The following is an 11,945-nucleotide window of genomic DNA, read 5'->3' as shown; positions in this document are numbered from 1 at the left end:
CTTGATTACTTCTTGTCTGCCTGGTCCGCAGGCTTGGCATCGGCTGCGGCTTGCGGGGCTGGCGCTGCCGCGCCGGCCGGCTTCTGGGCACCTGCGGCCTCGGGCTGCCAGGGCACGGGCTTGACCGGCGTGCCGGGCGGCAGCATCTGCAGCTTCTGGAAGCCGTCGACCATGACCTTCTCACCCGCCTGCAGGCCTTCGCTGACCAGCCACTGGTTGTTCTGGGCCGTGGTCACCTTCACCTGCCGCTTGGTGATCTTGCCGTCGTCGCTGACCACGCTCACGGTGTCGCCGGTTTCGGTGCGCGTCACCGCCTGCTGGGGCACGGCAATGGCGTTGGACGCCTGGGCCTGCTCCATGCGCACGCGCACATACATGCCGGGCAGCAGCAATCCCTTGGGATTGGGCACCTCGGCGCGCAGCGTGACCTGGCCGGTGGAGCTGTCCACGGTCAGGTCGGTGAACAGCAGCTTGCCCTTGAGCTCATAGGCCGTGCCGTCGTCCAGGCGCACCTCGACGCTGGCAGCCTCGGCGCCATCGGCCTTCTTGAGCTTGCCCTGCTCCATCGCGCGGCGCAGCCGGAAGGCCTCGCTGGACGACTGGGTGAAGTTCACATAGACAGGATTGATCTGCTGGACCACGGCCAGCGGAGTCGCCTCGCCCTGGCCGACCAGCGCACCTTCGGTCACCAGCGACTGGCCGATGCGGCCGGAGATGGGAGCCGTGACGTTGGTGTAGCCCAGATTGATCTCGGCCGTGCGCACCGACGCCTTGCCGGCCGCCACATCGGCCTGGGCCTGCTTGTAGGCTGCCTCGGCGTTGACGAAATCCTGCTTGCTGATGGCGTTGGCGGCAACCAGCGGACGGTAGCGTTCCAGTTGCGCCAGTGCCTGCGCCTGGTTGGCTTCGGCGCGGGCCTGCGTGGCCTTGGCGCTTTGCAGCGTGGCCTGGTAGGGTGCGGGATCGATGCGGTACAGCACCTGGCCGGCCTTCACATCGCTGCCTTCCCGGAACAGTCGTTCCTGCACGATGCCGGCGCTGCGGGCGCGGATCTGGGCCACGCGGCGCGCATCCACGCGACCAGGGAGTTCGGTCACAAGGCCCACGTCGGCGGGGGTGGCGACCACCACGCCCACCGGCACGGCGGGCATCTGCTGCTGCGCGGCAGCTTGTTCTTCGGGCTTTTTCCCGCAGGCCGCCATGGCCATTGCGGCAGTGACGGCCAGGGCCACGGTGGTGAGGCGCAGACTGCTGTAAGGGGACGGAGCGGCTGACACATTGCTGCGTGTGCTGGGCATGATGGGTCCTTGTGCTGAATCAAATAACGATGTTGACGTTCCGGTCAGCGCTATCCGGAACGCCCGTGTCCACGGGCAAGTCGCGGATTATACATACATACATGAATGTATAATGACCGCTGTTGCTGCAAGGCGGCGCGAAGCATGGCGTAGCGTGGCATGGCCGGGCTCAACGATGGAAGGAAATACATCTTGGCACGACGAACGAAAGAAGATGCGTTTGCAACGCGCAACAGTCTGCTGGACGCTGCGGAGCAAGTGTTCTACGAACAGGGTGTCGCCCGGGCCTCGCTCAACGAGATTGCCCAGCGAGCCGGCGCCACGCGCGGTGCGGTCTACTGGCATTTCAAGGACAAGCTGGATCTCTTCTACGCCATGCTGGACCGCGTCACGCTCCCGCTGGAGCAGGCGGCCCAGGGCGACTGCGAGGACGATTCGGAGTGCGATGCACTGGAATATGTGCGGCGCCTGATGGCTGTGGTCTTCGGGCGCATCGCTGATGACGACAGCACGCGGCGCGTCTTCGAGATCCTGCTGCTCAAGGTGGAATACGTGGGCGAGCTCATGCCTGTGCAGGAGCGCAACCGTGCCGCGCTGGACTCTTTTTCCGCGCAACTGGAGCTGGCGCTGCGCGCGGCTGCCGAAAGCCATGCGGTGACCATGTCCATGCCGGCTCCCCAGGCCTCGATCGCGCTGTGCGCCATGTTCGATGGCCTGTTGCAGAGCTGGCTGCTGGGAAGGGCCTTCGATCTCAAGCAGGTGGGCGCGCAGGCGGTGGATGTCTGCCTGCGGGGGTTGGGCTTCACGGTGCCGCAGGCGCAATAGCGCCGGGTCCTGGGGGCTTGGACGTGCCGGGGCAAAGTCATGCGACAATGCTCGGCTTGTGCAGGGCAGCGATGCCCTGAGCGGCTGTAGCTCAGTGGATAGAGTATTGGCCTCCGAAGCCAAGGGTCGTGGGTTCGATCCCCGCCAGCCGCACCACAATTTTTCTTGGATCGCCCAGGTGGCCTGAGAAAAAAAAGCACTGAAAATTTTCTGACGAAAAAAACGGTGCTAGAATTCAAATCTCTTCGGAGGGGTGCCCGAGTGGCTAAAGGGGGCAGACTGTAAATCTGTTGGCTTACGCCTACACTGGTTCGAATCCAGTCCCCTCCACCAGTAATGGTGAAGAAGAGAAGTCATCTGAAAAGATGGCGACGTGCAGTCAATCTGTGCGGGAGTAGTTCAATGGTAGAACCCTAGCCTTCCAAGCTAATGACGCGGGTTCGATTCCCGTCTCCCGCTCCAGTTGGCGAGCAAAGTTTTTTGAGATTGCTTCGGCAGCCTCAAGGCCCATGTGGCTCAGTGGTAGAGCACTCCCTTGGTAAGGGAGAGGTCGGCAGTTCGATCCTGCCCATGGGCACCATTATCTCTGGTGCGCTCGCTAGATGGGGTTGCGCCAAATCCTGTTGTAGTGATTTAGATTTTTTTCGGAGTCGGAAAAATGGCTAAAGCAAAATTCGAGCGTACCAAGCCGCACGTCAACGTTGGCACCATCGGTCACGTGGACCACGGCAAGACGACCCTGACGGCTGCTATCGCTACCGTTCTGTCCAAGAAGTTCGGCGGCGAAGCCAAGGCTTACGACCAGATCGACGCAGCACCTGAAGAAAAGGCTCGCGGCATCACGATCAACACCGCCCACGTCGAGTACGAAACGGCCGGTCGCCACTACGCTCACGTTGACTGCCCCGGCCACGCCGACTACGTCAAGAACATGATCACCGGCGCTGCTCAAATGGACGGCGCCATCCTGGTGTGCTCGGCCGCTGACGGCCCCATGCCCCAGACCCGCGAGCACATCCTGCTGGCCCGTCAGGTGGGCGTGCCCTACATCATCGTGTTCCTGAACAAGTGCGACATGGTGGACGACGAAGAGCTGCTGGAACTGGTCGAAATGGAAGTGCGCGAGCTGCTTGCCAAGTACGACTTCCCCGGCGACGACACCCCCATCATCCGCGGCTCGGCCAAGCTGGCCCTGGAAGGCGACCAGTCCGACAAGGGCGAACCTGCCATCCTGCGCCTGGCTGAAGCACTGGACTCCTACATCCCCACGCCCGAGCGCGCTGTGGACGGTGCCTTTGCAATGCCCGTGGAAGACGTGTTCTCGATCTCTGGCCGTGGCACCGTGGTGACTGGCCGTATCGAGCGCGGCATCATCAAGGTCGGCGAAGAAATCGAAATCGTCGGTATCCGCGACACCCAGAAGACCATCGTCACCGGCGTGGAAATGTTCCGCAAGCTGCTGGACCAAGGTCAAGCTGGCGACAACGTGGGCCTGCTGCTGCGCGGCACCAAGCGTGAAGACGTGGAACGCGGCCAAGTGCTGTGCAAGCCCGGCTCCATCAAGCCCCACACCCACTTCACGGCTGAGGTGTACGTGCTGTCCAAGGACGAAGGTGGTCGCCACACTCCGTTCTTCAACAACTACCGTCCCCAGTTCTATTTCCGTACGACCGACGTGACCGGCTCCATCGAGCTGCCCGCCGACAAGGAAATGGTGATGCCTGGCGACAACGTGTCGATCACCGTCAAGCTGATCGCCCCCATCGCCATGGAAGAAGGTCTGCGCTTCGCTATCCGCGAAGGTGGCCGTACCGTGGGCGCTGGCGTGGTTGCCAAGATCATTGCCTAATTGATTCGTAGGGGTATAGCTCAATTGGCAGAGCGTCGGTCTCCAAAACCGAAGGTTGTAGGTTCGATTCCTACTGCCCCTGCCACCTGATGGTGGAATCGCAACGAGCCCGCCCCAAAGCGGGCTTCGGTGTCTTGGCGTTGCGCAAAAGATGCGCATTAGAAATGGATTATGGCCACTACTCAGGTTGAAACGGTCAGCTCCGGAGCTGACAAAGCCAAGCTTGCCGCAGTCGCGGCTTTAGTCGTTGCTGCGATCGCAGGTTTCTATCTGCTGAGCAAGCAAGGCCCCATCGTCCAGTGGCTGGTGCTGTTGGTTGGCCTGGCTGCAGCTGCTGGCACGTTCCTTGTTTCCGAGCCCGGAAAGCGTTTCGTGAGCTTTGCCCAGGATGCCTGGCGCGAAGTCAAGAAGGTCGTCTGGCCGACGCGCAAGGAAACCATGCAGATGACCTTGTACGTCTTCGGCTTTGTCGTCATCATGGCCTTGTTCCTGTGGTTCACGGACAAGACGCTTGAGTGGGTCTTGTACGACCTGATTTTGGGCTGGAGGAAGTAATGGATGCTGTCGAAACGGGTGTGAACGACGGAGGGGCAGCGCCTGCCAATCCGGATCTGCGCTGGTACATCGTCCATGCCTACTCCGGCATGGAAAAGGCGGTTGAGCGCAACATCATCGAGCGCATCGCGCGCTCTGACATGCAGTCCAAGTTCGGTCGCATTCTTGTCCCCACTGAAGAAGTGGTGGAAATGAAGAATGGCCAGCGCCGCACTACCGAACGCCGTCTGTTCCCTGGCTACGTGTTCGTCGAGATGGTCATGGACGACGATACCTGGCACTTGGTCAAGCACACCAGCAAGGTGACGGGTTTCGTGGGCGGTGCCAAGAACCGTCCTGCGCCCATTTCCGAAGAGGAAGTGCGCAAGATCGTCAGCCAGATGCAGGAAGGCACGGAGAAGCCGCGCCACAAGGTCGAGTTCATGCCCGGCGAGCTGGTGCGTGTCAAGGAAGGTCCGTTCACGGACTTCAACGGCTCTGTCGAAGAGGTCAACTACGAGAAGAGCCGTCTGCGCGTCTCCGTGATGATCTTCGGTCGCTCCACGCCGGTCGAGCTTGAATTTGCCCAGGTTGAAAAAACCTGAGTTACCGCTTACAATCTCTGGCTCTGCATTTTTAGGCTTGGTGCAGGGCGTTCTCACAAGAGTCTTTTAACCCCCGGGGAGCTGTCGGCTGCAACTGTTGTTGGTTGGGTCGGCGGCGCTATACCCGCAAGGAGCATTCAATGGCGAAGAAAATCGTCGGCTTCATCAAGCTGCAAGTGCCAGCTGGTAAGGCCAATCCCTCTCCCCCGATCGGTCCTGCGCTGGGTCAGCGCGGCCTCAACATCATGGAATTCTGCAAGGCGTTCAACGCCCAGACCCAAGGTGTCGAGCCCGGACTGCCCCTGCCCGTGGTCATCACGGCCTTCGCGGACAAGAGCTTCACCTTCATCATCAAGACGCCTCCGGCGACTGTGCTGATCAAGAAGGCCATCAAGCTGGACAAGGGTTCTTCCAACCCCCTGAAGAACAAGGTCGGCAAGATCACCCGCGCTCAGCTGGAAGAGATCGCCAATACCAAGCTGAAGGACATGAACGCTGCTGACGTGGACGCCGCCGTGCGTACGCTGGCTGGTTCGGCTCGCTCGATGGGCGTGATTGTGGAGGGCGTGTAAATGGCCAAGTTGACCAAGAAGCAAAAGGCTCTCCAGGGCAAGGTGGAGTCCACCAAGCTGTACGCTTTCGCTGACGCAGTCGCGCTGGTGAAGGATGCTGCCACCGCCAAGTTCGATGAATCCATCGACGTGGCCGTGCAACTGGGCGTGGACGCCAAGAAGTCTGACCAAGTGGTTCGCGGCGCTGTCGTGCTGCCCCATGGCACCGGCAAGATTGCCCGCGTGGCTGTGTTCGCCCAAGGCGCCAAGGCTGAAGAAGCCAAGGCTGCCGGCGCCGACGTGGTCGGCATGGACGACCTGGCTGCCCGCGTGAAGGCTGGCGACATGCCCTTCGACGTGGTCATCGCTGCCCCCGACGCCATGCGCGTCGTCGGTACGCTGGGCCAGATCCTGGGCCCGCGCGGCCTGATGCCCAACCCCAAGGTTGGCACGGTGACTCCCGATGTGGCCACGGCTGTGAAGAACGCCAAGGCTGGTCAGGTGCAATACCGCGTCGACAAGGCCGGCATCATCCACGCCACCATCGGCCGCCGCTCGTTCGACAACGAGAAGCTGCAAGGCAACCTGGCTGCGCTGATCGACGCCCTGAACAAGTCCAAGCCCGCTTCGAGCAAGGGCCTGTACCTGCGCAAGGTCGCTGTTTCGTCGACCATGGGTGTGGGCGTTCGCGTCGACACGCAAACCATCTCGGCCTGATAGCCAAGAAATCTTGAGACACCTTTCGGGGTGCCTCAGTGGTGGGCCGGTGCAGCGATGCGCCGGGTCATCCAAGACCGTTGGTGTGCCTTGCGGCACTTAAACCCCCGGGGCCAACGCAGATGGCGATCCCGCTGCAGATGGATGCATTTCCAAAACAGTTGGTCGCTGCAACAAGAGCGCGCATGAGGGGCTTGCCCCGAGTGCGCATTTGAAGGAGTAGACCTTGAGTCTTAATCGCAGTGAGAAAGAAGCGGTCATCAATGAAGTGACCAGCCTCGCCGCAAAAGCTCAAACGCTTGTGATCGCGGAATACCGCGGCATCACGGTCGCCGACATGACCAAACTGCGTTCTGATGCTCGCAGCAAGGGTGTGAGCCTGAGCGTGTTGAAGAACACGCTGGCCCGCCGTGCTGTGGCTGGCAGCCAGTTTGACGTTGTCGCCGACCAGATGACCGGCCCTCTGATCTATGGCTTCTCTGAAGACGCAGTGGCCGCCGCCAAGGTGGTGGCCGACTTCGCGAAAACCAACGACAAGCTGGTGATCCGCGGTGGTGCGTTTGCAGGCAAGGCCCTGGACGTGAACGGTGTGAAGCAACTGGCGAACATCCCCTCGAAGGAAGTTCTGCTGGCACAACTGTGTGGCTTGCTGATGTCGCCTATCTCGCGTACGGCCGTTGTGCTGGGCGCCCTGGCGGCAAAGAAGAGCGAAGGCTCTGCCGAAGAACCGGCAGCCGAAGCAGTCGCAGCCTGAGCGCGCGGCAGTTAACCAATATTGTTAGGAAATCAAAATGGCATTCGATAAAGACGCATTTCTGACCGCGCTCGACGGCATGACGGTCCTGGAACTCAATGACCTGGTGAAGGCCATTGAAGAGAAGTTTGGCGTGAGCGCTGCCGCTATGGCTGCTCCCGCTGCTGGCGGCGCTGCTGGCGGCGCTGCTGCTGCAGAAGAAAAGACCGAGTTCAACGTTGTGCTGACCGAAGCCGGCGCGAACAAGGTTTCCGTCATCAAGGCCGTGCGTGAAATCACCGGCCTGGGTCTGAAGGAAGCCAAGGACCTGGTCGACGGCGCTCCCAAGAACGTCAAGGAAGGCGTTGCCAAGGCTGACGCTGAAGCCGCTGTGAAGAAGCTGGTGGAAGCCGGTGCCAAGGCTGAACTGAAGTAATTCAGTCCCCTCAAGGGCTGGAGGCTCCGAAAAAGGGCCTCCAGCCTTTGGCGCTTGTGGAGCGCTGATCCATAGAGCACACTAAAAAGCAGTCAGCACAGTCTGTTTTTTAGTGTCTTCTGACAACCCGACAGCAGAAGATGCCTTGGTTCGGGCGATGTGCAACGCATCGCCGTCAGCCATGGTTGGTAGTGGCCAACCGCCAAGCCCGCAGGGAGCTTTCCATGTGGGGCAGTCGTCGCAGACCCAGGACTCATGTCTTTGCCCGGAGATCTCATGGCCTATTCTTACACCGAACGCAAGCGAATCCGCAAAAGCTTCGGGAGCCGCGACAGCGTGCTCGAAGTGCCTTACCTGCTGCAGATGCAAAAAGATGCATATACCGCATTCTTGCAGTCAGATGTAGCCCCCAAAAAACGCACCATCGAAGGCCTGCAAGCGGCCTTCAACTCCGCCTTCCCCATCGTCTCCCACAACGGTTTTGTGGAGATGAAGTTCGTCGAGTACAACCTCGCCAAGCCTGCTTTCGATGTGCGCGAGTGCCAGACCCGTGGTCTGACGTTCGCCTCCGCCGTGCGCGCCAAGGTCCAGTTGATCATCTATGACCGTGAGTCTTCGACCTCGCAGTCCAAGGTGGTCAAGGAAGTCAAGGAGCAAGAGGTCTACATGGGCGAAGTGCCCCTGATGACCGAAAAGGGCTCGTTCATCATCAACGGTACCGAGCGTGTCATCGTCTCGCAGCTGCACCGCTCGCCTGGCGTGTTCTTCGAGCACGACAAGGGCAAGACCCACAGCTCGGGCAAGCTGCTGTTCTCGGCACGCATCATTCCTTACCGCGGCTCGTGGCTGGACTTCGAGTTCGACCCCAAGGATCTGCTGTTCTTCCGCGTCGACCGTCGCCGCAAGATGCCCGTGTCCATTCTGCTGAAGGCCATCGGCCTGACGCCGGAATCGATCCTGGCCAACTTCTTCGTCAACGACAACTTCCGCCTCATGGATTCGGGCGCGCAGATGGAGTTCGTCTCCGAGCGCCTGCGCGGCGAAGTCGCGCGCTTCGACATCACCGACAAGTCGGGCAAGGTCGTGGTCGCCAAGGACAAGCGCGTCACCGCTCGCCACACCCGCGAGCTGGAGCAGTCGGGCACCAAGTTCATCAGCGTCCCCGAAGATTTCCTGATCGGCCGCGTGGTCGCCAAGAACATCGTCGATCCGGACACGGGCGAGATCATCGCCAAGGCCAATGAAGAGCTGACCGAGTCCCTGCTCAAGAAGCTGCGCAGCGCCGGCATCCAGGATCTGCAGTGCATCTACACGAATGAGCTGGACCAGGGCGCCTACATCTCGCAGACCCTGCGCACTGACGAAACCGTCGATGAGTTCGCTGCACGCGTGGCCATCTACCGCATGATGCGCCCCGGCGAGCCGCCGACCGAAGACGCCGTGCAGGCCCTGTTCCAGCGCCTGTTCTACAACGCCGACACCTACGATCTGTCGCGCGTGGGCCGCATGAAGTTCAACGCCAAGGTCGGCCGCGATGGCGCCACCGGCCCCATGGTGCTGTCCAACGAGGACATCCTGGCCGTGGTCAAGATCCTGGTGGATCTGCGCAATGGCAAGGGCGAAGTCGACGATATCGACCACCTGGGCAACCGCCGCGTGCGTTGCGTGGGCGAACTGGCCGAAAACCAGTACCGCACGGGCCTGGCACGTATCGAGAAGGCTGTGAAGGAGCGTCTGGGCCAGGCCGAGCAAGAGCCGCTGATGCCCCATGACCTGATCAACAGCAAGCCGATTTCGGCCGCCCTGAAGGAATTCTTCGGTGCGTCGCAGCTGTCGCAGTTCATGGACCAGACCAACCCTCTGGCCGAAATCACGCACAAGCGTCGCGTCTCGGCCCTGGGCCCGGGCGGTCTGACCCGCGAGCGTGCAGGCTTCGAAGTGCGCGACGTGCACGTGACCCACTACGGCCGCGTCTGCCCTATCGAAACGCCTGAAGGCCCGAACATCGGCCTGATCAACTCGCTGGCCCTGTACGCCCGCCTGAACGAGTACGGCTTCATCGAGACGCCTTACCGTCGCGTGGCCGACGGCAAGGTCACGATGGAGATCGACTACCTGTCGGCCATCGAGGAAGGCAAGTACATCATCGCCCAGGCCAATGCCGAGCTGGATGCCGAAGGCCGCCTGATCGGCGACCTGGTGTCGGCGCGCGAAAAGGGTGATTCGACCCTGGTGTCGGCCGAGCGCGTTCAGTACATGGACGTGTCGCCCGCACAGATCGTGTCGGTGGCTGCCTCGCTGATTCCGTTCCTGGAGCACGATGACGCGAACCGCGCATTGATGGGCGCCAACATGTCGCGTCAGGCCGTGCCTGTGCTGCGTCCCGAAAAGCCCATGGTGGGCACGGGCATCGAGCGCGTGGCGGCAGTGGACTCCGGCACCGTGGTGACGGCAACCCGGGGCGGTATCGTGGACTATGTCGATGCAACGCGCATCGTGGTCCGCGTGAACGATGCGGAAGCCGTGGCCGGCGAAGTCGGCGTGGACATCTACAACCTCATCAAGTACCAGCGTTCCAACCAGAACACCAACATCCACCAGCGTCCCATCGTCAAGCGTGGCGACAAGCTGGCCAAGGGTGACGTGGTGGCCGACGGCGCATCGACCGACCTGGGCGAAATCGCCATCGGTCAGAACATGCTGATCGCCTTCATGCCCTGGAACGGCTACAACTTCGAGGATTCGATCCTGATCAATGAGCGCGTGGTGGCCGAAGACCGCTACACCTCGATCCACATCGAAGAACTCGTGGTGATGGCCCGCGACACCAAGCTCGGTGCCGAGGAAATCACGCGCGACATCCCGAACCTGTCCGAGCAGCAGCTCAACCGCCTGGACGAGTCCGGCATCATCTACGTGGGTGCGGAAGTGCAGCCCGGCGATGTGCTGGTCGGCAAGGTCACGCCCAAGGGCGAGACCACGCTGACGCCTGAAGAGAAGCTGCTGCGCGCCATCTTCGGCGAGAAGGCTTCCGACGTGAAGGACACCTCGCTGCGCGTGGACCAGGGCTCGCAAGGCACCGTGATCGACGTGCAGGTCTTCACCCGTGAAGGCATCCAGCGTGACAAGCGCGCCCAGCAGATCATCGACGATGAACTCAAGCGCTACCGCCTGGACCTGAACGACCAGCTGCGCATCGTCGAGGCCGACGCCTTCGACCGTATCGAAAAGCTGCTCAATGGCCGCGTGGCCAACGGCGGCCCGCAGAAGCTGGCCAAGGGCGCCAAGATCGACAAGGCCTACCTGGATGGCGTGGAGAAGTTCCACTGGTTCGACATCCGTCCTGCAGAGGACGAAGTCGCCACCCAGCTCGAGTCCATCAAGAACTCGCTGGAGCAGACGCGCCACAGCTTCGACCTGGCTTTTGAAGAAAAGCGCAAGAAGCTCACCCAGGGCGACGAGCTGCCCGCTGGCGTGCTCAAGATGGTCAAGGTCTACCTGGCCGTCAAGCGCCGCCTGCAACCCGGCGACAAGATGGCCGGCCGCCACGGCAACAAGGGTGTGGTCTCCAAGATCGTTCCGGTCGAGGACATGCCCTACATGGCCGACGGCTCCACTGCCGACATCGTGCTGAACCCGCTGGGCGTGCCTTCGCGTATGAACATCGGCCAGGTGCTGGAAGTGCATCTGGGCTGGGCCGGCAAGGGCCTGGGCCAGCGCATTGGCGACATGCTGCAGCAGGAAGCCCGCGCTGCCGAGATCCGTACCTTCATGGAAGAGATCTACAACTCGCGCGGCCGCAAGGAAGACCTGACGCAGCTCGACGACAAGGAGATCGTGTCCATGGCGCAGGCGCTGACCACGGGCGTGCCGTTTGCCACGCCGGTGTTCGATGGTGCGTCCGAGCAGGAAATCCAGGACATGCTGCATCTGGCATATCCGGAGGAACTGGCCCAGCGCAAGGGGCTGACCGAGTCGCGCACGCAGGCCTACCTGTATGACGGCCGCACCGGCGACCGCTTCGAGCGTCCGACCACCATCGGCTACATGCACTACCTGAAGCTGCACCACTTAGTCGACGACAAGATGCACGCCCGCTCCACGGGTCCGTACTCTCTGGTGACGCAGCAGCCGCTGGGCGGCAAGGCCCAGTTCGGTGGCCAGCGTTTCGGGGAAATGGAAGTGTGGGCGCTGGAAGCTTACGGCGCCGCCTATGTGCTGCAGGAAATGCTGACCGTGAAGTCCGACGACGTGGTGGGCCGTACCAAGGTGTACGAATCCATCGTCAAGGGCGAGCACGCCATCGAGGCAGGCATGCCCGAGTCGTTCAACGTGCTGGTCAAGGAAATCCGCTCCCTGGGCCTCGACATCGAGCTTGAGCGTTCTTAAATATTGAA

Annotated in this window: 10 protein-coding genes and 5 tRNA genes; 14 read left to right on the top strand and 1 reads right to left on the bottom strand. The window is 61.5% G+C overall.

The window, feature by feature from the left end; genetic code table 11:
• Positions 1 to 5 precede the first annotated feature (5 nt).
• Positions 6 to 1,298 carry an efflux RND transporter periplasmic adaptor subunit gene (locus ACM14_RS17785; protein WP_043825886.1) on the bottom strand — a complete coding sequence of 431 codons (1,293 nt, stop codon included), beginning with the start codon at positions 1,296 to 1,298 and terminating at the stop codon, positions 6 to 8.
• Positions 1,299 to 1,490: 192 nt separating this feature from the next.
• Between ACM14_RS17785 and ACM14_RS17780 the strand changes: the two genes are divergently transcribed.
• The 14 genes from ACM14_RS17780 to rpoB all read left to right on the top strand — a co-directional run bounded on the left by ACM14_RS17780 (position 1,491) and on the right by rpoB (position 11,937).
• Positions 1,491 to 2,123, top strand: a complete 633-nt coding sequence (locus ACM14_RS17780; RefSeq protein WP_169807227.1) for a TetR family transcriptional regulator — start codon at positions 1,491 to 1,493, stop codon at positions 2,121 to 2,123.
• 80 nt (positions 2,124 to 2,203) lie between these two features.
• Positions 2,204 to 2,279: transfer RNA gene (locus ACM14_RS17775), tRNA-Arg, on the top strand.
• Positions 2,280 to 2,370: 91 nt separating this feature from the next.
• Positions 2,371 to 2,456, top strand: a tRNA-Tyr gene (locus ACM14_RS17770).
• 55 nt (positions 2,457 to 2,511) lie between these two features.
• Positions 2,512 to 2,585: transfer RNA gene (locus tag ACM14_RS17765), tRNA-Gly, on the top strand.
• A gap of 43 nt (positions 2,586 to 2,628) precedes the next feature.
• Positions 2,629 to 2,703: transfer RNA gene (locus tag ACM14_RS17760), tRNA-Thr, on the top strand.
• Positions 2,704 to 2,781: 78 nt separating this feature from the next.
• Complete coding sequence (tuf, locus tag ACM14_RS17755) at positions 2,782 to 3,972, top strand: elongation factor Tu (protein ID WP_013800270.1); 1,191 nt, start codon at positions 2,782 to 2,784, stop codon at positions 3,970 to 3,972.
• A gap of 9 nt (positions 3,973 to 3,981) precedes the next feature.
• Positions 3,982 to 4,057, top strand: a tRNA-Trp gene (locus ACM14_RS17750).
• An 86-nt stretch (positions 4,058 to 4,143) separates the two neighbouring features.
• On the top strand, positions 4,144 to 4,527 hold the full coding sequence (gene secE / locus ACM14_RS17745; protein ID WP_012202436.1) for a preprotein translocase subunit SecE: 384 nt from the start codon (positions 4,144 to 4,146) through the stop codon (positions 4,525 to 4,527).
• Positions 4,527 to 5,111, top strand: a complete 585-nt coding sequence (gene nusG, locus ACM14_RS17740; RefSeq protein WP_012202437.1) for a transcription termination/antitermination protein NusG — start codon at positions 4,527 to 4,529, stop codon at positions 5,109 to 5,111. Before secE ends, nusG begins: the two co-directional genes overlap by 1 nt.
• 140 nt (positions 5,112 to 5,251) lie before the next feature.
• The gene (rplK, locus tag ACM14_RS17735) at positions 5,252 to 5,683 is read left to right on the top strand and encodes a 50S ribosomal protein L11 (RefSeq protein ID WP_012202438.1); all 432 of its coding nucleotides are present in this window, start codon (positions 5,252 to 5,254) and stop codon (positions 5,681 to 5,683) included.
• Positions 5,684 to 6,379, top strand: coding sequence for a 50S ribosomal protein L1 (gene rplA, locus ACM14_RS17730; RefSeq protein ID WP_013800271.1), 696 nt, complete (start codon positions 5,684 to 5,686; stop codon positions 6,377 to 6,379).
• A 226-nt stretch (positions 6,380 to 6,605) separates the two neighbouring features.
• Positions 6,606 to 7,133: a 50S ribosomal protein L10 gene (rplJ, locus tag ACM14_RS17725; RefSeq protein WP_012202440.1), complete on the top strand. Its 528-nt coding sequence runs from the start codon at positions 6,606 to 6,608 to the stop codon at positions 7,131 to 7,133.
• 37 nt (positions 7,134 to 7,170) lie between these two features.
• A complete protein-coding gene (rplL, locus tag ACM14_RS17720) occupies positions 7,171 to 7,548 on the top strand; it encodes a 50S ribosomal protein L7/L12 (protein ID WP_012202441.1) in 378 nt (125 codons plus the stop codon).
• Between the two features lie 276 nt (positions 7,549 to 7,824).
• Positions 7,825 to 11,937, top strand: coding sequence for a DNA-directed RNA polymerase subunit beta (gene rpoB, locus ACM14_RS17715; protein ID WP_013800272.1), 4,113 nt, complete (start codon positions 7,825 to 7,827; stop codon positions 11,935 to 11,937).
• Positions 11,938 to 11,945: the final 8 nt, after the last annotated feature.

The organism is Delftia sp. JD2, assembly GCF_001682645.1.
GTDB lineage: Bacteria > Pseudomonadota > Gammaproteobacteria > Burkholderiales > Burkholderiaceae_C > Comamonas > Comamonas acidovorans.
The sequence above is the reverse complement of the archived record's forward strand: the minus strand, read 5'-3'. Positions and strand labels throughout refer to the sequence as shown.

Excerpts from the sequence above, each read along its gene's own strand:
- ACM14_RS17785 (WP_043825886.1), bottom strand. The coding sequence starts at position 1,298 with ATGCCCAGCACACGCAGCAATGTGTCAGCCGCTCCGTCCCCTTACAGC.
- tuf (WP_013800270.1), top strand. The coding sequence starts at position 2,782 with ATGGCTAAAGCAAAATTCGAGCGTACCAAGCCGCACGTCAACGTTGGC.
- secE (WP_012202436.1), top strand. The coding sequence starts at position 4,144 with ATGGCCACTACTCAGGTTGAAACGGTCAGCTCCGGAGCTGACAAAGCC.
- nusG (WP_012202437.1), top strand. The coding sequence starts at position 4,527 with ATGGATGCTGTCGAAACGGGTGTGAACGACGGAGGGGCAGCGCCTGCC.
- rplK (WP_012202438.1), top strand. The coding sequence starts at position 5,252 with ATGGCGAAGAAAATCGTCGGCTTCATCAAGCTGCAAGTGCCAGCTGGT.
- rplA (WP_013800271.1), top strand. The coding sequence starts at position 5,684 with ATGGCCAAGTTGACCAAGAAGCAAAAGGCTCTCCAGGGCAAGGTGGAG.
- rplL (WP_012202441.1), top strand. The coding sequence starts at position 7,171 with ATGGCATTCGATAAAGACGCATTTCTGACCGCGCTCGACGGCATGACG.
- rpoB (WP_013800272.1), top strand. The coding sequence starts at position 7,825 with ATGGCCTATTCTTACACCGAACGCAAGCGAATCCGCAAAAGCTTCGGG.